The sequence below is a fragment of the Streptomyces sp. NPDC060027 genome (assembly GCF_042737005.1).
In the GTDB taxonomy this organism is placed as follows: Bacteria; Actinomycetota; Actinomycetes; order Streptomycetales; family Streptomycetaceae; genus Streptomyces.
Genome location: NZ_JBHWVI010000171.1, coordinates 1 through 18,884, shown reverse-complemented (window position 1 = coordinate 18,884; position 18,884 = coordinate 1). Strand labels below are relative to the sequence as shown.

The 18,884-nt window shown below is 72.0% G+C and carries 19 protein-coding genes and 2 pseudogenes; 14 read left to right on the top strand and 7 right to left on the bottom strand.

Features of this window, described 5'->3' with window-relative positions; all coding sequences use genetic code 11:
- Nucleotides 1-489: PRC-barrel domain-containing protein (locus ACFWBT_RS31645; RefSeq protein ID WP_385706413.1), on the bottom strand; the 489-nt coding region annotated here is incomplete at its 3' end.
- 595 nt (nucleotides 490-1,084) lie between these two features.
- Here ACFWBT_RS31645 and ACFWBT_RS31640 point away from each other — a divergent pair.
- Nucleotides 1,085-3,343, top strand: coding sequence for a catalase (locus ACFWBT_RS31640; RefSeq protein ID WP_385706414.1), 2,259 nt, complete (start codon nucleotides 1,085-1,087; stop codon nucleotides 3,341-3,343).
- Between the two features lie 61 nt (nucleotides 3,344-3,404).
- Here the strand turns inward: ACFWBT_RS31640 and ACFWBT_RS31635 are convergent.
- Nucleotides 3,405-3,841 (bottom strand): annotated as a pseudogene (locus tag ACFWBT_RS31635) (sigma-70 family RNA polymerase sigma factor); the annotation flags it as partial.
- Nucleotides 3,842-4,156: 315 nt separating this feature from the next.
- Between ACFWBT_RS31635 and ACFWBT_RS31630 the strand changes: the two are divergent.
- Nucleotides 4,157-4,324 carry a hypothetical protein gene (locus ACFWBT_RS31630; protein WP_385706412.1) on the top strand — a complete coding sequence of 56 codons (168 nt, stop codon included), beginning with the start codon at nucleotides 4,157-4,159 and terminating at the stop codon, nucleotides 4,322-4,324.
- 27 nt (nucleotides 4,325-4,351) lie between these two features.
- Nucleotides 4,352-4,927: pseudogene (locus ACFWBT_RS31625) on the top strand (MOSC domain-containing protein); the annotation flags it as partial.
- A gap of 302 nt (nucleotides 4,928-5,229) precedes the next feature.
- On the opposite strand, the gene ACFWBT_RS31620 reads toward ACFWBT_RS31625, so the two are convergent.
- Nucleotides 5,230-5,541: a Dabb family protein gene (locus tag ACFWBT_RS31620; protein ID WP_385706411.1), complete on the bottom strand. Its 312-nt coding sequence runs from the start codon at nucleotides 5,539-5,541 to the stop codon at nucleotides 5,230-5,232.
- Between the two features lie 107 nt (nucleotides 5,542-5,648).
- On the opposite strand from ACFWBT_RS31620, the gene ACFWBT_RS31615 reads away from it, so the two are divergent.
- The 10 genes from ACFWBT_RS31615 (at nucleotide 5,649) to ACFWBT_RS31570 (ending at nucleotide 14,883) form a co-directional block, all read left to right on the top strand.
- Nucleotides 5,649-7,412 (top strand): nitrilase-related carbon-nitrogen hydrolase, encoded by a 1,764-nt coding sequence (locus tag ACFWBT_RS31615; RefSeq protein WP_385706410.1) that lies wholly within the window; start codon nucleotides 5,649-5,651, stop codon nucleotides 7,410-7,412.
- Nucleotides 7,413-7,648: 236 nt separating this feature from the next.
- Nucleotides 7,649-8,455: a hypothetical protein gene (locus tag ACFWBT_RS31610; protein ID WP_385706409.1), complete on the top strand. Its 807-nt coding sequence runs from the start codon at nucleotides 7,649-7,651 to the stop codon at nucleotides 8,453-8,455.
- Nucleotides 8,452-9,438 carry an alpha/beta hydrolase family protein gene (locus ACFWBT_RS31605; protein ID WP_385706408.1) on the top strand — a complete coding sequence of 329 codons (987 nt, stop codon included), beginning with the start codon at nucleotides 8,452-8,454 and terminating at the stop codon, nucleotides 9,436-9,438. The genes ACFWBT_RS31610 and ACFWBT_RS31605 overlap by 4 nt, the downstream gene beginning before the upstream one ends.
- Nucleotides 9,439-9,519: 81 nt before the next feature.
- Nucleotides 9,520-10,740, top strand: coding sequence for a Rieske 2Fe-2S domain-containing protein (locus ACFWBT_RS31600; protein WP_385706407.1), 1,221 nt, complete (start codon nucleotides 9,520-9,522; stop codon nucleotides 10,738-10,740).
- 8 nt (nucleotides 10,741-10,748) lie between these two features.
- Nucleotides 10,749-11,552, top strand: coding sequence for a hypothetical protein (locus tag ACFWBT_RS31595; protein WP_385706406.1), 804 nt, complete (start codon nucleotides 10,749-10,751; stop codon nucleotides 11,550-11,552).
- Entirely contained in the window at nucleotides 11,549-12,514 is a 966-nt protein-coding gene (locus tag ACFWBT_RS31590) for a hypothetical protein (protein WP_385706405.1), read from the top strand. Before ACFWBT_RS31595 ends, ACFWBT_RS31590 begins: the two co-directional genes overlap by 4 nt.
- Nucleotides 12,514-13,446, top strand: coding sequence for an SDR family NAD(P)-dependent oxidoreductase (locus tag ACFWBT_RS31585; RefSeq protein ID WP_385706404.1), 933 nt, complete (start codon nucleotides 12,514-12,516; stop codon nucleotides 13,444-13,446). The genes ACFWBT_RS31590 and ACFWBT_RS31585 overlap by 1 nt, the downstream gene beginning before the upstream one ends.
- Complete coding sequence (locus tag ACFWBT_RS31580; RefSeq protein ID WP_385706403.1) at nucleotides 13,443-13,859, top strand: hypothetical protein; 417 nt, start codon at nucleotides 13,443-13,445, stop codon at nucleotides 13,857-13,859. The genes ACFWBT_RS31585 and ACFWBT_RS31580 overlap by 4 nt, the downstream gene beginning before the upstream one ends.
- The gene (locus ACFWBT_RS31575; protein WP_385706402.1) at nucleotides 13,850-14,140 is read left to right on the top strand and encodes a hypothetical protein; all 291 of its coding nucleotides are present in this window, start codon (nucleotides 13,850-13,852) and stop codon (nucleotides 14,138-14,140) included. The genes ACFWBT_RS31580 and ACFWBT_RS31575 overlap by 10 nt, the downstream gene beginning before the upstream one ends.
- Nucleotides 14,137-14,883, top strand: coding sequence for an arylmalonate decarboxylase (locus tag ACFWBT_RS31570; protein ID WP_385706401.1), 747 nt, complete (start codon nucleotides 14,137-14,139; stop codon nucleotides 14,881-14,883). Before ACFWBT_RS31575 ends, ACFWBT_RS31570 begins: the two co-directional genes overlap by 4 nt.
- A gap of 46 nt (nucleotides 14,884-14,929) precedes the next feature.
- Here ACFWBT_RS31570 and ACFWBT_RS31565 read toward each other — a convergent pair whose 3' ends face one another.
- The 4 genes from ACFWBT_RS31565 to ACFWBT_RS31550 all read right to left on the bottom strand — a co-directional run bounded on the left by ACFWBT_RS31565 (nucleotide 14,930) and on the right by ACFWBT_RS31550 (nucleotide 17,261).
- Nucleotides 14,930-15,574 carry a hypothetical protein gene (locus tag ACFWBT_RS31565; RefSeq protein WP_385706400.1) on the bottom strand — a complete coding sequence of 215 codons (645 nt, stop codon included), beginning with the start codon at nucleotides 15,572-15,574 and terminating at the stop codon, nucleotides 14,930-14,932.
- A gap of 9 nt (nucleotides 15,575-15,583) precedes the next feature.
- On the bottom strand, nucleotides 15,584-15,988 hold the full coding sequence (locus ACFWBT_RS31560) for an acetoacetate decarboxylase family protein (protein WP_385706399.1): 405 nt from the start codon (nucleotides 15,986-15,988) through the stop codon (nucleotides 15,584-15,586).
- Between the two features lie 307 nt (nucleotides 15,989-16,295).
- On the bottom strand, nucleotides 16,296-17,048 hold the full coding sequence (locus ACFWBT_RS31555; protein ID WP_385706398.1) for a hypothetical protein: 753 nt from the start codon (nucleotides 17,046-17,048) through the stop codon (nucleotides 16,296-16,298).
- A gap of 66 nt (nucleotides 17,049-17,114) precedes the next feature.
- Nucleotides 17,115-17,261 (bottom strand): hypothetical protein, encoded by a 147-nt coding sequence (locus ACFWBT_RS31550; RefSeq protein ID WP_385706397.1) that lies wholly within the window; start codon nucleotides 17,259-17,261, stop codon nucleotides 17,115-17,117.
- A gap of 347 nt (nucleotides 17,262-17,608) precedes the next feature.
- On the opposite strand from ACFWBT_RS31550, the gene ACFWBT_RS31545 reads away from it, so the two are divergent.
- On the top strand, nucleotides 17,609-18,884 hold a 1,276-nt coding region (locus tag ACFWBT_RS31545), incomplete at its 3' end, for a DUF4139 domain-containing protein (protein ID WP_385706396.1).

The following is an 18,884-nucleotide window of genomic DNA, read 5'->3' as shown; positions in this document are numbered from 1 at the left end:
GGTGTTGACGCCGAGAGTCTCTTCGGCGCCGCGGGCAATGCCCGAAGCTGTGGTGTTGTCGTAGGGCAGCGAGGCGCTGTCGGTGGCATCGGTGACAGTCCGCGAGTCGGTACGGGGCCGTCCGCCCTGGTCAGGCTGGTTGACGACCTGCTGCCAGCCTTGATCTTCGTCCCGCGCGATGCCGTAGTGCTCGTAGAGGCGGTGTTCCTCCTCCACCGAGAGGAAGCCCCCGGCGTCGACGTCCACGTTGGGGGCGTCTTTGACGGTGGCCTTGGCGTAGGGAACCTCGAGATGGTCCTCCACCAAGGCCGCCTCGCGAGTGGGAACGAAGGACTCACTGGCGCCGAAGAGCCCGGTCTTGACGCTGACCCACTCGGGCTCGCCGGTCGCATCGTCGAGGAAGACATGCCTGGTGTCGCCGATCTTGTTTCCGTCCACGTCGTACACCGATCGGTCCAGCACGGCGGCAATCTGCCCTTGAGTGATCATCCTGGCCTCCTGCATCCCCTGGTCACCCTCCACGTAACCCCTAGAAATGCATGAAAACCTATCTAAGCGAACCAATTACTCCTATCGGGCATGCCGGTGCAGGTCCACTACAGCCCCTGAGAGGGCGCCGCAACAGGCCTGTCGAAGCGAGTACTGATGGCTGATGTCGGCGCCGGGTAGGGCACGCTGCCCGGGACGCTGGTCCGCCGAGACGGACAGAGGTGCCGGGCGCGCCATCACACCCGCTGAGCCGGATGCCGGCATTCGGTCGTACGAGTTGGTGCGGCCCAGGGCCAAGAGGCGGGACGGCCCTCAGCGGCCATCCGATGAGTAGCGCCTTGCCTTACGGGCGCCATGAGCGCGTCGAGCCCAGCCTCCCTGCCGTTCACCAGCAAAGCCGCGAGACGAGATGGGTCCCGTCTCGAACAACCCAGCGGGTGAACCTCCCGCGCGGTCGGGTGTGCGGCTGCGTCGCGGTCACCGACCGGGGTACTCACCTCCAGCGGATCTCACGCGACCCGTCCTCGGGACGGAAAGAGTCCTCCCGCCTCTCCTAAATGATCGGAACGCTGTGAGCACCAAAAAGAAGAGCCCCGTGACGGCCGTCACCGCCAAGGTCGCCCAGAAGGTCCAAGAAGGCCGCCACCCCGGCAACGAGATCCCGGGCGCGCCGAGTCCGGTGCCGCCGCCGGTCGATGAGCCGACCGAGCCGACCGGTCCGCTGCCGCCCAAGCCCGACCAGCGCGGTCCGGAGACGTACAGCCCCACCGGGCAGATCACCGGGGTCCCGCAGGAGGATGTCGCGCAGGGCGGGGAATTCTTGACCACGGCACAGGGTGCGCGGCTGTACGACACCGACCATTCGCTGAAGGCGGGTACGCGCGCACCCGTGCTGCTGCAGGACCACCACCTGCGCGAGAAGATCACCCACTTCGACCACGAGCGGATCCCGGAGCGAGTGGTGCACGCCCGTGGGGCTGCCGCCCACGGTGTCTTCCAGGGTTACGGGACTGCGGGTCGAATCAGCAGGGCAGCGTTCCTGGGCAAGGACGTCGAGACACCGGTGTTCGTGCGATTCTCCACTGTTCTGGGCTCGCGCGGTTCGGCCGACACCGTGCGCGACACCCGGGGCTTCGCGACGAAGTTCTACACCACTGAGGGTGTCTTCGACCTGGTCGGCAACAACATCCCGGTGTTCTTCATCCAGGACGCGATCAAGTTCCCCGACGTCATCCACGCCGGCAAGCCGCATCCCGACCGGGAGATCCCGCAGGCCCAAAGCGCCCACGACACCTTCTGGGACTTCGTCACCCTGCACACGGAGGCCACTCACCACACGCTGTGGAACATGTCCGACCGCGGCATCCCGCGCTCCTACCGGATGATGGAGGGATTCGGCGTCCACACCTTCCGGTTCGTCGACACCGAGGGCGCGACAACGCTGGTGAAGTTCCACTGGAAGCCGAAACTCGGCGTCCATTCGCTGGTGTGGGAGGAAGCCCAGATCACCGCAGGCGTGGACCCCGACTTCCACCGCCGGGACCTGGCCGACGCGATCGAGGCCGGCGCCTTCCCCCAGTGGGAGCTCGGCGTCCAGACCTTCCCCGACACCGACAACCAGATGTTCGAGGGCATCGACCTGCTGGACCCGACGAAAATCGTGCCGGAGGAGCTGGCGCCGGTCCAACCGCTCGGCTTGCTCACACTGAACGCGAACCCCTCGAACTACTTCGCAGAGACCGAGCAGGTCGCCTTCCACGTCGGCCACCTCGTACCCGGCATCGACGTCACCAACGACCCGCTGCTCCAGGGCCGGCTCTTCTCATACCTCGACACCCAAATCAGTCGGCTCGGCGGCCCGAATTTCGGGCAGCTGCCCATCAACCGCACGCACGCGCCGGTGAACGACATGCTCCGCGACGGCATGCACCAGACCGCCGTTCACCGCGGGGTCGCGCCTTACCGGCCCAACTCCCTCGACGGCGGCTGCCCGTTCCTCGCCGGCGCGGACAACGGCGCCTACATCGAGGTCCCCGAGCCGCTGCCGGCGGCGACCAAGGTGCGGGACGTGGCAGCCTCCTTCGACGACCACTTCACCCAGCCGCGACTGTTCTGGCTGAGCATGACGTCCACCGAACGTGAGCACATCGTCGCCGCCTACACCTTCGAACTCAGCAAGTGCTGGGAAACGGCGATCAAGGAACGCGCCCTGAAGGTCCTGGCGAACATCGACGCCGAACTGTGCGCCCAGGTTGCCTCTGGCCTAGGCCTGCCCGCCCCCGAGCCGACCGTGACACAGACCGACTCCCTGCCCAGCCCGGCACTCTCCCAGCTTGGTGGCACCTGGCCCCTGGACGGCAGGATCGTCGGCATCGTGACCGAAGGCGACCAGGACCTGACCGACGTACGAACGGCCCGTCAGGCCCTCCTCGACGCAGGCATGGTGCCCCTGATCATCGCCCCGACCGGTGGCGTCCTCGACCCCGACGGCGAACCCGTAACCGTTCAGCGCACCTTCGCCAACGCCCGCTCCACCGAGTTCGACGCCCTCCTGCTCGCCGGCGCACCGGCGGTCGGAGCCGACGCCTACGGAGCCCGCGACGCCAAGGCCGACGACGACGTCGCAGTGGCTACGGGCATCGACCCGCGCGTGCTGCTCATGCTGATGGAGGCCTACCGCCACGGAAAAGCCCTCGGGGCGTGGGGCGAGGGAACGGAGGCACTGGCTGCGGCCGGCATCACGTCTGAGGCCCCCGGCGTGGTGAGCGCCGACATCGCTGAGGCGGTGTTGGAAGAGCTGACCGAGTTGCTGGCCCGCCATCGCGCCTGGGACCGCTTCACCCCGTCGGTCTAACCCCGCCCCCGTGGCGCCTCCTCCCGGGCCGAGCAGGAGACGCCACGCGGGGCATCGACTATTTGACGGTTGGATTTCGTCCGAGGCCGGTGCGGAGTTCTTCGGTGGCTTCGGCGAGTTCTATGCGGGCTTCCTGGAGGCGGCGTGGGACGTGGACGGCCCAGGAGGTGTCGCGGAAAAGAGCGCTTGATGTCACCGACGATGTAAGGGATGGCGAAGGAGGTGAACTCGACTTCGCGGGTCAGGTCGAAGCGGTCGATGGCTTTGATGAGGCCGATCGTGCCTACCTGGATGACGTCTTCCAGTTCGCCTGAGCCCCGGTTGCGGAAGCGGGACGCTGCGTACTGGACGAGGGAGAGGTTCATCTCGATGAGGGTGTTGCGCGCGTCCTGGTCCTCGGCGTGCCCTCCTCGAGAACGGCGAGGCGGTCCAGGAAGAGCCGGTTCAGCTGCCGGGCGTTCTTAGGGGAGACCCGCGACGGTCGGCGATCTCCGGCATTTGTTCTGTCGCCGTTTCGCTCTTCTCGGTCACCATCGTCATATCGGGCCCCTCCCACTGTGTGCGCCGTTGCCCCCGTGTGCTGTCTACCGGTCAAAGCCCGGCAACTGCGCCTGTACCCACCATGTGGTCGCATGCCGGCCCGACCAGGCCGAAAGCGCCGAGAACCACGCAGTGGTGGACATCTGGAGCAGGACTCAGTGCGGATCCATGGTCCTCGGCCCCGCGTGGCCGCCTTCACCGCGACTCCCAAGTGGCGCCTGCCTGAGGCGATATGGGGCAGACGAATGAGAGCTGATGGAAGGAGGCGCTCCCATGAGCGAGGACAGCATGGCTCGTGCAACAGATCGTCCGGTCCCCAGGGACAGGCCCGATCAGCAGGCTGCGAAGAACGATCCGCTTGACATCGAGACGATGGTGCGCCACGCCCGGCAGGCCGCGCACAGGTCGCAAGCGGCCGCGAGCCCGTTGACGACCGCCTGATCAAGCCGCGCATCCGGGCTGGGGGTTGGGATTGCCCAGGGTGACGACGCCGCCGCCCGGCTCTCGGAGGTCCTCTGCACCCCCAGCCGTCTGGTCCGCGTGCCGCCGGAGCACGACCGGGTCGCCGACGGCCTGACCCCTGGCCCCTGGCCCCTCCGGCTATGCCGACAGCAGCGCCGCGCACCTGCTGTCCCGCGCCTCCCTCACCTCCTCAACCGGCGGATGGCCGAGCGTGGCGCCCCGCCCCTGTCGATGAACCGCTTTCGCCCGAACATCGTCGTCGACAGCCGCGACGGTCACGGTCATGACAGCGACGGCGGCGACTGGGCAGCCGTACCGCACGCCGAGGACCGCGCACGCCGCATCACCATCGGCGGGGCCGAGTTGGGCTATGCCAAACTCGCGGTGCGCTGTGCGGTCACTCTGGTTGAGCAGGAGGTCGGAGCGCGGCGGGGGCAGGAGCCCCTGCGCACGCTCGCGGGCTACCGGCGAGCGGCGAGCGGGGGCGTAGTGTTCGGCGCGAAGTTCTCCGTGATACGGCCGGGGAAGCTGTCAGTCGGCGACGAGGTGGTCGTCCAGGAGTGGGGCGACGCCGAACGGTAAGAACGCCTGGTGCGATGACTTCAGTCGCCGCGAGCAGATCAGTGCGCACCCAAGGGGGCGCGGGAGAAGTCCAGAGCGTTCGCGTTGCGGAGTTTGGCGAGGAGGACTTCGTGCAGCTGTGGCCGCCCGAGCGGCCACAGCCCTGGCTGAAAAGCCCTTCTATGAAGTACTCGCCATGGGCTCTGGCTGACGAGGCCCGCGTCTGCCTGACCTACGGCACCGAGCACCACCGCTCCGAAGCCACCGAACGCGATCTGCTGGAGATCCTGGCGGGCGGCCCGTTCGACGAGGGGCCGGAGCCGTCAGCGGTGTCCGGCCCCCTTTCGCGGCTCCTCCTCGACGCTGTCGACCACGGCCCGGTCCGCGAGCCGGGGGCGCAGCCACGCCGCGACCAGCACGTGCTCCGGATGCCTCTGATAGGCCGCCAGTTCGTCCGGCCCGGCATGGCTGGTGATCATGCTGAGGTGGTAGGAGACCGGCGTGTCCAGGACATCGAGCCCCAGCGTCATGGAGCGCATCTCCCCTACCAGCGGGGCCAGTTGCTCCAGTCTGCGGTGGGCCTCGGGCGCGTCGGCCGGGTCCTTGAACCTCATCAGCACGACATGAGTGAGCACAGGGGTCCTTTCGCTGGGCGACAGCGGAATTCCCCTCTGTCGCAGGGCTGTCGGCGAGTGTATGTTCAGGAAACACTGTTCCACCAGGGGAACCAAGGGAGAGTGTGATGCCCCCTGTCTCCGTGCGCGTCGCGGCGGCCCAGTTCGCCGTGGGAGGCGACCGATCGGCCAACCTCGCCGCGGTGCTGCGCGCCGTCGCGGCGGCGGCCGGCCGAGCGGCCGACCTGGTCGTACTGCCCGAGTTCTGCAACCACTTGTCCTGGTACGAGGACAGGGAGCACGCGCTGCGCGAGGCATGTGTCCCCGGGGACGCGTTCCTCACCGAAGTGGCGGCGGCGGCCGCGCGGGACCGGCTGTACGTCAAGCTGCACGTCACCCTCGCCACACCCGCCGCGCCGCCCGTCCCCGGCCGGACCGACGGCATGCGGGTCACCGCGGCGAGTCTGCTCTTCGCCCCGGACGGGACACTCGCGGGACGGGCCGACAAACAGACACTGATGGGCAGCGAGAACGACCACCTCGACCCCGCCGACTCGGCGGGCCCGGTGGTGGCGACCGAGCTCGGCCCGATCGGCCTCTACTCCTGCATGGAAGGGGTGATCAACGAGGTGTGCCGCTCCCTGTCCCTGCGCGGGGCACGGTTACTGCTCAACAGCCTCAACTCCTTCGCGCTGGACGAGGCGTCGCTGCACATTCCCGTCCGCGCCGCGGAGAACAAGGTGTGGGTGATCGCCGCGAACAAGGTCGGCCCCCTCATCCCCGAAGCCAGGCTCGCCGCCGTCGCGGGAGGTCTGGGCATCCCGCCCGAGGCGCTCCACGGCGCGGGCGAGAGCCAGATCGTGGCCCCGGACGGCACGGTGGTCGCCAAGGCGCCGCGCACCGGCGAGGCTCTCGCGGTGGCCGACATCGACCCGCTCGGCGCCCTCGACAAGCACCGGCCGGACGGTACCGACGTGTTCGCGGCCCGCCGTCCCGACCTGTACGGCCCGATCGCGCGTTCCCCGCGCCCCGTGCCCGCGTTCGGCGGGCGGCGCGCCGAGAGCGTGACGGCCGCGGTGCTCCGGCCCTCGGGCACCGGACGGGCGGCGGTCGAGGACGCGGCACGGCTGGCCGCCGAGGCCGCCGCGCGCGGCGCCCGCCTGCTGGTCCTTCCCGAGCTCTTCTTCTTTCCCTCCGGCCGCGTCCCCGCGGGCGGGACGGGGGCCGAGGCCGACGCCCTGGCCGCCGCGGCGCTGCGGACCCTGGCGGACGCGCTGAGCGGTACCGACGCCCTGCTCGCCTGCACCGTGCCGGAGGGGCCTGTGCACCTGGGCGTGCTGACCGGAGCGGGCGGGCCGGTGCTGCGCGTCCCCCAGTTCCATCCGAGCGCCCGGCACGCCTCGTGGGCGACCCGGCGGCCGGGCCCGCCCGAGGTCCATGACGCCGCCTGGGGACGGATCGCCCTGGTGACCGGGGACGACAGTGTCCAGCCGGAGACCTTCCGACTCGCCGCGCTCGCCGGTGCCGACACCGTGGCGGTCTGCTTCACGGGCCTGGAGCCCTGGGAGAGCGCCCTGGGGCTGCCCGAGCGCTCGGCCGAGAACCGGCTCAACCTGGTCGCGTCCGGCCACGGCCAGGACGCGGTGCACGCGCTCCCCGCCGATTTCGGACTCTGGCAGAACCGCGAGGGCGGCTTCACCGGCCGCATCAGCCATCCCCGCACCACCACCGCGAGCGGCCCCGTCACCCTGGCCGAGATCCACCCCGCCCAGGCCCTGCGCCGGCTTGTGTCCCGCTCCACCGACCTGGTCGACGGACGGCCCTGGCGGCTGTCCGGCGCGCTGGTCGCTCCGGCCGTCCCAGCCGGCGCACCGACCGCACGCCCGGCCTGACCGCCGCAGCCCCCGTGAGCCGCCCCCCACCGAACCGGCCCGGCCCGCAGCTGATCCACCCGGCGCCGCGCGACCCGCGTTACCGCCCGGACCCACCTGTTCCACCTGCCCCACTGCCCGCCCAACTCTCACGCCACAAGCGACCACTGGACGAACGCCCCCATCTGGCCACTCCCGACCCACCTGACCCGCCTGCCCCTCCGACGCCACCACCGCGAACCCCGAGGAGTTTCACCGTGGCCGAGACCCTCAAGGCCGTGCAGGACATGACGGACGACGCGCCCGTCACCGACGTGACCGAGACCTTCGAGCAGTGGCAGGAACTGCTCTCGGAGCTCAAGTCCAAGATCGACGCCCGCTTCGAGCTGCGCCGCGATCCCTCCACGCTGGCCCTGGACTCCTACGGCGCGCCCCCGGAGAGCCCGGGAGGCTCGCTGGCCGCCTACAGCGGGCCCGAGGTCGACTGGATGGTGCACTCCTGGCTCGGCAACCCGACCCGCGGCTTCGCCAACCTGCACCTGACCGTCTGGCTGGGCCCGCACATCCGCGTACCGCACCTGGGCATCGCCCTGCTGTGCCGGCCGGGAGGCTGGTTCTACCTCGACTCGGTGCCCCGCACGAACCTGGTCGCCGACGGCGCGTACTACGACCGCTACTACGCTCCCCTCGACGCGGAGTGGCTCGCCACCCGTGAACGGCACCCGGCGCTGGACTGGTTCACCAGCCGGGCCGGATTCATCCGGGCGAGTCTGTCCCCGACCGCGTACTGCTACTCGATGCCCCGCGACCAGGAGCACGTCGACCTGGTCCGCTCGCTCACCCACGCGCACGTGGACCGCTGGCTCGGATGGGTGGACGCGGCGCAGGCCGTGCCCTTGGACGAGCGGGAGGCCCTGGCCGCCGCCGACCTGGCCACCCGGCGCAACATCGCGGAGCGTGACCCGGCCAATGTCATGGGGGTGCGCTACTTCGGCGCGGAGACGACCGACCGCCTGGTCCGGGCCCTGTGGGGCGGGGACCGGGAGCTGCCGAGGCCGACGTGACCACCACCGTACGGGCCCTGTGGTGGGCCTGCCGGGTGCCGGGTCTCAAGGAGCCGTTCGACACCGCGCACCTGCGGGTGTTCTATCCGGCGCGGCCCACCGGCTCCGACGCGGAACGGCTCTCGGGCGAGATCCCGGCCGACCCGGCGGGCGCCCCGTACCCGGTGGCGCTGCTCCTCCCGGGCATCAACGTCGGTCAGGACGCCTACCGTTGGCTGGCCGTCGCGCTCGCCTCGGCGGGCGTGGTCACCGTCACCGCGGATCTCGTGGGCGAGCTGTTCGCCGGCAGGCACGGTCTCACCCCGACGGTGGACCTCGAAGCGGCGGCGCCCGCCGGGTACGGCACCCGTCCGACCAGCCCGCTCATCGGCGCTCTGCTGGGCGCCGTACGGGAACTCGGCGCCAGACCGCCGCTGGCCGGGCTGCTCGACACGGACCGGGTCGCCCTGGGCGGGCACTCCGCGGGTGGCACGGTGGCGCTTCAGTCGGCCGGTCTGACCCCGGGTGTACGGGCGGTGTTCGCCTACGGAGCCCACACGGTCGTCGCCGACCTGCTCGGCTGGCCACCCGGGACCGTCCTACCCGCGGGCGGGGGCGCTCCGGTGCTGCTGCTGTCCGGCGAGCACGACGGTGTGATCGCCGCGAGCGCGGACCGCTACACCGGACCGCCCGGCGTCGCGCCGCGGGATCCGGTGGCCCGTACGTTCCACGAGGCCGTTCCCGACGCGGCCGGCGGCAGCGTCCTGGCCACGCTGGCGGGCGCGAACCACTTCACCGCCTGCCACCCCGAGGACCCCACCGGTGCGCGCGGGTTCCTGGAACGGACGGCCCCAGACGACGGCGGTGCCGCCAGAGCCCTGCTGTCCCGTCTGGTCACCCTGTTCTGCACCGCCCACCTGCGCGACGACACCGCGGCGCGGGGCCGGTTCGAGGAACTGCTGCGGCCCCCGCACCCCGGGCTGGTCGCGGTGCACCGCCGCTGAACCCCGTACGACGGCCCCGCACGGCCCCCGCGGGCGAAGGCCCGCCCCCGGAACCGAGAACGACGCCGAGGAGCGCCACGGATGCTCAAGAACTTCTGGTACGCGGTCGAGTTCGCCGACCGTGTGGGACGCCAGCCGCTGAAAGTGACCTGTCTGGGCCAGAGCCTGGTGCTGTACCGCACCGGGGACGGCCGTCCGGTGGCCCTGTCCGACCTCTGCGCGCACCGCGGCGCGGCCCTGTCCGGCGGCACGCTCGCCGGGGACCGCGTCGTGTGCCCCTACCACGGCTGGCGCTTCGAACCCGACGGGGCCTGCAGCCGGATCCCCGCCAACCTGCCCGGCCGCGGCATCCCGAGGAAGGCCCGGGTCGACGCGTACCCGGTGCGGGAACGGTACGGGTTCGTCTGGGTGTTCCTCGGCAACCTGCCCGAAGAGGAACGGCCTCCCCTCCCCAAGTGGCCCGAGTTCGACGAGCTGTTGGAGGACGGTGGCCGCTTCCGGGCGGTCACCGGCGAGTACCTGTGGCACTCCAACTACGAGCGGGTGCTGGAGAACGGCTGCGACATCGCGCACACCCCGTTCGTGCACGCGGGTTCCTTCGGCAACCCGGACCGTCCGGAGGTCGAGGAGTACACCCTCGACCAGCCCGACGAGTGGTCGGCGTTCGCCACCGTCTCCATGCACCCGCCGGCCGCCAAGGGGCTGTGGTCGAAGCTCTACCAGGACCGGCGGTCGCAGGGGCGGGACCGGCCGCCCGTGGTGAGCACCGCGGGCTGGATGCTGCCGAACCTCGTCAAACTGCATGTACGGCTGCCGTTCGGGAACATGATCATCTACGACACGAACATCCCGGTCGACGAGACCACCACCCTCGTCAAGTGGGTCGCTCTGCGCGACTTCTTCACGGGTTCCTGGGCCGACGCCAACACACGCAAGCGGGTCTACCGGATCTTCGGCCAGGACGCCCCGGTGGTGGACGGGACCCGTCCGGAGCTGCTCCCCGCCGACCTGGGCGCGGAACTCCACCTGCGCTCCGACCTGATCTCGGTCGCCTACCGCCGCAGGAGGCAGGAACTCGCCGCCAAGGGCTGGACGGTGGGCGACGGCGACCGCATCACCGGAGACGTGCCCGAGCGTACGTCGACGGTGATCGCCTCCCCCGGCCGCCGCGAGGTTCCCGAGTTCGCCCGCGCCTGGGAGCAGAAGGCGCACGGTCTCCACCCCACGGTCGACGGCGCCCAGTCCGCGTCCGGCCCCGACAAGGACGACGACGCCCCCGAACAGCACCCGTCCGGAGAGTGAGCCCGCAGATGCCGGATCAGACAGCAGCGAATCCCCAGCCCGTCCCGCCCGACCGCCAGGCGGCGCAGTCCCCGCCCGCCGCACTGTCCACACAGGTCCTCGACCGGCTGACAGCCGTCACAGGCGTCACCGAATCCCCCACGCCCTGGGCGCGGTTGACCGGGGACGCCTTCCCCGGCCAGGTCGGCTCCGTACGGTATTTCACGGGGAGCGGCCCCGTCGCGTCCGTCGTGCACATCTCCCTGGTGGTCCCGACCGTCGGCCTCGACAGCCACATGGTGTTCGCGTTCGGCGCGGCCGACGGCCCGCTGCCGCACTTCACCCTCGACGCCGTGCACGCCGGGGAGGGCTACGCCTTCCACCTCGACCTGGTGCAACGGGCGGATCTCGCCTCCCATCCCGCGTACACCGACACCGTCTACGGCCCCCTGACCACCGCGCACGGCAGCGCGGCGGAGATCCCCGGGCTGACTCCCGCGGCGATCGGTCCCCGCCAGCGCGCCCTCATGTCGCCGTGGATGCTGGTGCACCGTGCCGACGAGGCGGCGCTGCGGGCTGTGGGACCGCTCGCCGATAGCTATCTGGAGCACTGGCTGACACTGGTCGGGGCCTTCCCGTCCGGAGCGGCCGACGAAGTGAAGGACACCGACCTGGCCGACCGCGACCGACGGCTGCGGGCCGCCCTGTTCAGCCGTGAGATCGATCCGGTGTGGGCACAGGTCGACCGGCTCCTCGGCCCGGCCACGACCGACGCGCTGCGCGGCCTGCTGATCACCGGCAGCCCCGACGGCACGGCAGGGGACGCCTCGTGAGCGCCCCGGCGCCCAGCGCCTGGCAGCGGCGCATCACCGGTGAATGGCACGGCCGGCCCTCGCTGTTCGACGCGACGGGCACCTGGTGCGGATTCGAGGACATCCGCCGTTCCTCGGCGTCCGAGGACGGGGGCACCGTCTACCGCATGGACGGCGGCCTGGAGGGCGGCGGCCCGCTGGCCGGCCGGTTCCGGCTCGCCGCGCCCTTCGCGTTCGCCGTGACCGACGCCGACGACAACCGGATCTATCACGGGCCCGACTTCCACGGAACGGGCCAGCCGTACGGCTCGTTCGTGGACGCCCACTACTACGGCCCCGGCTGGCAGGTCGACCTCAACACCTGGAACCACGTCCTGCCCGACGGCGAGACCCAGGTCTACTCGTCCGTGCTCCACCAGGGATGGACGGTGGTGGGCTGCTTCAACGGCCTCTACCGGCGCACCGTCGACGCCGGGGCCGACGACCCCGCGACGCGTGCCGTGATCGACGCCCATCTCGCCGCGGAGACCCGGTCGGGTCCCGTGCCGTGGATCCTGCCCACCAAGCGGTCCGGTGCCTTCCGGGGGACGTGCGAGGTGTGGGGCGCCGACCAGAAACCGCTGGGCACGGTCGAGGTGGAGGACCGGCTCACCCCGCTGGACCTGCTGCGCACCGAGCACCGGGTGCGCTGGACCGGCGCCGGGGTCGACCGCGCGTTCACGGTCGTACGCCGCCGGGACGGCACCCGGGAGTTCTGGGAGGGGCCGCAGGCCTGGGGCAACGCCCAGGCGTTCGGGCGGGCCAACTACCCGGTCTGGCACTTCACCGACGGGGACGTGCACAAGGTCAAGGGACGCGAGTTCGCGTTGGACGCCACTCCGGGCATGACCGCGGGCGGTCGGCTGGCCGTCACCTGGGAGCTGTTCGACGGCAACGTCCTGGCCGCCGTCGTGCACGGCGTCCTCGACTGGGAGGAGACGTGATGACGCGGGCACCCGTCGTGGTGGTCACGGGCAGCACCCGCGGCGTCGGCCACGGCCTGGCCCGTTCCTTCCTCGACCGGGGCTGCCGCGTCGTGGTGTCCGGTCGCGGGGCACGGGCGGTGAAGGAGGCCGCCGCGGCACTGGGCGCCCCGGCGGACCGGCTCCTCGCGCGGGCGGCGGACGTCACCGACCGGGGCCAGGTGCAGGACCTGTGGGACGCGGCCCTCGACGCCTTCGGCGGTGTCGACGTGTGGATCAACAACGCCGGGGCGACCACGGTCCGGCGGCCGTTGTGGGACCTGCCGGACGGCGCCCTGGAAGCCGTCGTCGCCACGAACCTGCTGGGCACGGCCCATGGATCGGCGGTCGCCCTGAACGGGTTCCTCGCCACGGGCCGCGGACGCCTGTGGAACATGGAGGGCCTCGGCTCCGACGGACGCGTCCTGCCGGGCCTCGGCGCGTACGGCACCACCAAGCGCGCCGTCACCTACCTGACCCGCGCCCTGGCCGCGGACCTCCGCGAACGGGCGGGGGCCGCGCCGCACGACGTACGGGCGCTGTGCCTGTCGCCGGGCATGGTCGTGACCGACCTCCTCCTGCACGACTACGACCCCGCGGAGTACGCGAGGGTCCGCAGGGTGGTGAACATCCTCGCGGACCGGGTGGAGACCGTGGCGCCCTGGCTGGCCGACCGGGTGCTGGCGGACAGGACCCGCAACGGCGGCCGGGTCGCCTGGCTGACCCGGCGCAAGGCGGCGGCCCGGTTCGCGACCGCCGGGTTCCGCACCCGCGACGTCCTGCCACCCGCCCCGCCCGGACCACCGGCGGCGCCGGGACCGGCGGAACCGGCAGGATCGGTGGAACCGGCCGGACCGGCGGACGCGCCGGACCCGGAGCGCGGGTCCGGGCACGGCAGGGAGGGGGCCCTGTGAGCACCCCGGTGGACTACCCCGTCGCGCTCGCCCTCCAGGACTTCATGCCGGTCGTCCTGACCGGCGTCGGGGCGGCCTGTCTGATCCGGCCGGTCGCGCGGGCCGTACCCCGGGCGAGAGCCACGGCGGCCACGGGAACCGCCCTGATCCTGGCGGGCGGTCTGTCCAAGGCGGTCTGGAAGCTCGTCGTGTCCCTCGACGGACCGGACGTCCAACCCATGAACAAGGCCCTGTTCCCGCTGCTCGCCGCGGGCTTCCTGCTGCTCGCCCACGCCTTGCTGACGCTGCCGTCGCCGGTGGCCTCGCCGAGGGGAACGGACCGGGTCCCCCCGCTGTGGGGGTTCGCCGCGACCTGGACACTCCTCGGTGCGGTGTCGCTGCTCCTGCCTCGACCCTGCCCGCCATGGTCCTGACCATCGCCGCGGTCACCGTGTGCGGAGTCCGTCTCATCCTGCTCGCACGGGCCGCCGGGGACACTCCGGCCGCGTCGGCGGCGGGCCTGTGGCTGCTCGGCATGTACGTCCTGGGGCCGCTGGCCGCCCGCCCTGACCAGAGCGTCGCCCTGCAATGGGTCGAGCAGTCCTGCAACACCCTCACCCAGGCGGCACTGCTCATCGCCGCCCTCAGGCTCGCCCGCTCGCTGTCCCGCTCCGCGCCTCACCCGGCCGGCCTGTCCAGAACGGTGACCCCATGACCGACGTCCTCGGCTGGCGACACAAGTTCGGCGTCATCGCCCCCAGTACCAACACCATCGTGGAGCCGGACTTCCACCGGATGACCGTGCCCGGAGTGACATCGCACTTCTCGCGCATCCACATCCGGGACCAGAACATGTCCGGCGACGCCGGCATGGAACGGCTGCTGGAGCAGATCCGCGACGAGATCGGCGCCGCCTGCGAGCGGGTGCTCACCTGCGAACCCGACTACATGGTGATGGGCATGTCGGCCGAGACGTTCTGGGGCGGCGTCCAGGGCAACCGCGAGTTCATCCGCCAGATCCACGAGGCCACCGGTCTCCAGGTCGCCACCGGCGCCGAGGCGTGCGACCGGGCGCTGCGCCTGTTCGACGCCCGCCGCATCGGCGTACTGACCCCGTATCAGCCGGTCGGTGACGCCAACGTACGGCGGTTCTTCACGGAACTCGGTTTCGAGGTCGCCGGTGTCACCGGACTGCGTTGCCCCACGGCCGTGTCCATCGCCCACGTCGACGAGCGGCAGCTGCGCGAGGCACTGACCGAACTCGCGCGCCTGGACGGCGTCGACGCCCTCGTTCAGTGCGGGACCAACCTCTCCATGGTCGCTCTGGCCGACGAGGCCGAGCGCTGGCTCGGCCTTCCGGTGATCGCCATCAACGCCGCCACGTGGTGGATGGCGCTGCGCGACAACGGGATCACCGACCAGGTGCGGGGCGCGGGGTCGCTGTTGCGCGAACACTGAGGACTGCCGGTGGGGACCGGGCCGGGCTCGCGGGAGCCCGGCCGGCTCACGGCGCGGCCGGTGCGGGTGCGGACGTGCGGCCCGTGTCCATGCGCCGGTCGCGCAGGGCGGCCAGCAGGCCGGCCAGCATGAGTCCTTCGCCGAGGTTGCCCAGCGGTGGCACCTTGAAGGCGAGGGCCGAGGCGGTGAAGACGGCGAAGGCTCCCAGGGCGATCCAGGGTACGGAGCGGCGCTTCCACACCACGACGCCTATCGCCAACAGCACCAGGATGGAGACGACCGCGGCCACGGGGGCACCCGCGTCGCCGGCGTCCGTGTAGCGCAGGGTGTCGGCCCAGGAACGGGGCTCCAGTTCGAGTCCCGGCAGTGTGGTGGACACGCCGAGCAAGGACAGGGCCGCGGCGCACGCCCAAGCCCACCGGGCCGTACGCCGCCCGGGGTCGAGCAGCAGCGCGCCGCACACCACCGCGAGCGGTGTCAGCACGGCGTGCACCACGAAACGGCCGGTGTTGAGCGACTCCAGGGCGGCGCCCTCCCCCAGCACCGCCCCGGCCGCCACGACCAGCGAGTCGTAGGCCAGCGCGCAGCCGAGGACACCGGTCCACAGCCCGGGCCCGCGGCCCCCGCGGAACGCGGCCAAGGCGAGGCGGAGTTGGAGTACGCCAATCAGCGCCAGGATCGTCGAGACCATGTCACTCCCTCACTCGGCCGGGCCACCTGCGCCATCGCCGAACTGGATGCTGAAGTCGTTCAGCGCGAGGCTCAACAGGGTCGGGCGACGAGTGAGTTCCCGCAGCGGCCCGCTCTCGTGCGCCGCCCAGCGTGCCCGTGCGGTCCGCACCGTGGACCGCGAGCGGACGGGGGTCGTCTTCAGCCTGCCGTGACGGGTCTGCGCGACGCGATAGCTCAAGGGCCAGCGGCCGGGCAGGCGGCGCCCCGGTTCGAAGACGGCGTCGGCCAGAGCGGCCTCCGCGGTCCTCGCGGCGGCCCGTACGCCCGCGGTCCGGTCGACGTCGAAGGCCGCCATCTCCTTGGGGATGCCCCACAGTTCGCGGCCGCCCGCCATCGAGGCGGCGCTGTCCACCCAGATGTCGGTGATGCACACGCGCCGGGGCGGCCGGTCGGCCGGTTGCGCCCGGCCGGAGTACGGCGGGCGTACCTGCGCATGACCGGGCGGTCATGTGACCGCCCGGTCATCGTCGACGCGACAGCCTCACCCTGTCAACGAGGCGGACAGGAAAGGCTGTTGGCGGATCGCGTCGACTCCATCGCAGTGCGCGGGCGAGCGGCGGCATCCGACCATCCGGCCCTGCGACCGGGGGACGGGAGCAGCCGGCCTTTTGCCTGGCCGGTGAGCCCGGTCAGTTCGCCTGGCCAGGGCGTCCGGTCAAGCGCCTGGCCAGGGCGTCCGGTCAGTAGGCCTGCTGGACGGTGACCGCGCTGTCGACGGCGTCCCCCCACTGTCGTACGTACGAGGCGGCGAGCGCGTCACCCAGGCTCGCCCGGAGGAACAGCGCGGACCACCGGGCGGAGGTGCGGATGCTCTCGGTCTGGTCGAGCGGCTGGACCGACGCGTCCGGCAGCGCTCCGGGCGGGTTCTGCACGTCGGTCAGGCCGTAGTGATTGGCCCCGGTGACGGTGACGAGGGCCTTCGGCCCGGCGGTCAGCGCGTCGTAGGTGGCCTGGGCGGCGGCCGGTGGAGCGACGCCGTCGGCGCTCCCCTGCACCAGCGCCAGGGGCACTCCGGTGTTGTCGACGGCCGGAGCGGTCCCGCCGCCGGGGGGCACGTTGCTGGTGCCGAAGAAGGCGGCAGCCTTCAGCTGGGCGGGCCTGACCGCGCCGGCGGGCAGGCCGAAGCAGAACGGCGGGGCGCACTGGCCTTGCACGATGCCGAGCCCCGCGGCGCCGCCGAAGGAATGGCCGAGCAGAACCAGGGTGTCGGCGTCGATGCGTCCGGCGAGAGGACTGTCGGCGCGGCTGTTCTCGGCGGCGGCCCACGCCACCGCGGTGAGCCCCTCGTCGGAGGAGGCCCACAGTCCGGGCACGCCGTACAAGGTCCTCGTGTGGTTGGGCACGACCACGACGAACCCGAAGGCGGCGACGGTGCGGGCGTATCCCGCGTACGCGGACTTGTCGACGTTCGCGCCCTGGAGCAGCAGCGCCACGGGCAGCCGACGGGTGGTGGACGCGGGGTAGTAGATGTCGGACGGGTCCTGGCCGACGGTGGTGGCCTAGGCGGCCGTCGGGTAGACGGTCGGACTGTCCGCGGCCTCCGCCCGGGTCAGACCGCCGGACCCCGCCAGGAGGGCGACGCCGAGGAGGAAGGCGATCACGGCCCGCCTCGTACCGGACGCGAGGAGGTGAGTGGGACGCACCATGAGTACTCCGAATCTTCCGTCATGTCATGTCATGTCGGATCGGACGACGTACGAGGGAGCGGCCCTTCACAGCCCTTGCGGCCGGACTCCGAGGTGGCGCAGAGCGTTTCCCTTGGTGAAACTTAGTTTCACGCCAGGCCAGTAAACTGACAATCACTCGGCACCGTCAACAGAGCGAGGCCACGACTTCGAACCGATCCGGTGCCGACGAGCCGCGGCGGCGAGCGGGAAGCGGCCGGCGTCGGGCGCACGGGGAGCGCCGGGTTCTCCGGATCACATTCACCGGGAAGCACGGACCGCCTGGACGTAGGCTTCGCTCAGCACGGACACGACGGGGGACGGAGCGCATGGCGGCTGAGACAGCACACAGGTGGGCGTCGGCCCTCGATTCGGTCGTGGTGTACGCGCAGGGCGCGATCTGCCGCCGCCTGGCGCGGGGCAGCGTGCCGCCGGGCGGGTGCGTCAGGGTGACGGGACTGCCCCGCTCACTGGACCCGGGGTCCTTGCGGGCCCGCGTCACGGACGCCCCCGGGGTGCGCGTCGTCGAGGCACGGGTGGAGGTGGAGGCCGAGCCGCTCGGCGCCGCCGTGCCCGACGCGTTGCAACGCGAGGTGGAGCGGCTGCGTGAGGAGTACGCGGCGGCGCGGGAGCGCCTCGACCGGCAGCTGATTCTGATCGGGGAGGTCGGGTCTCTGCACCCGGTCCCGCCGATCCGCAGGCGCGATGACCCGCACCGCCGCACCCCGGTCGATGCGTGGCTGGAGCTCGCCGAGTTCGTCGACGAGCGGCTGACCGGGCTGCACACCCGTCTCGCCGAACTGGAGGAGGCGCAGGTCCAGGCCGAGCACGCGCTCCGCGTCGCCGCCGACCGGCTCGCCCGCGCCTCCACCGACGCGCCGCCCGCGCACGTGGAGACCACGGTCTCGGCGGTCGTGACCTTCGACGGCACCGGTGAAGCGGAAGTGGAGCTGGAGTACGCGGTGCCGGGCGCGGTCTGGGTGCCGGCCTACCGTCTCACCCACCGTCAGGGCGACAGCAGTGGCCGCCTGGTGCTGCGCGCCTCCATCGCCCAGCGCACCGGCGAGGACTGGACCGGCGTACGCATCGCCCTGGCCACCGCCGACCTGCGGCGCCGTACCGACCTGCCCAGGCTGCGCTCCCTTCGGATCGGGCGCCGTCAGTCCTCCCCCACGCCTTCCGGCTGGCGCGAGCCGCCGACGGGGCTGGCCGACCTCTTCGCCGGGTACGACGGAGCGGGCCCTCGGCCCGCCACGACCAGCGCTTCGCCGACCGTCAGGGGCGGCACCGCGGTCGCGGCGGGCGGGTTCGCGTCCGCTCCCGTTCCGCCATCACAGCCCACGCTGCAGGGCTACGGCCAGCCGCTCACCGCGGCGCCGCCGTCACCTCAGGGTTACGGCGCACCGCCACCCGCGCCCGGCAGCGCATACCCAGAGGTGTTCGACACCGGCCTGGGTGACTTCGCGCAGCCGGTCCCGTCCCGCCCGGGCAACAGGCCGCGTACCGGCGGCCGTTCCCCGGCCCTCGCCGCGATGGCACCGGCGGCCTCCGGCCAGGCCGCGCCGCCGCCTCCCGCGGCACCCGCGGCCCCTGCCTGGCCCGCAC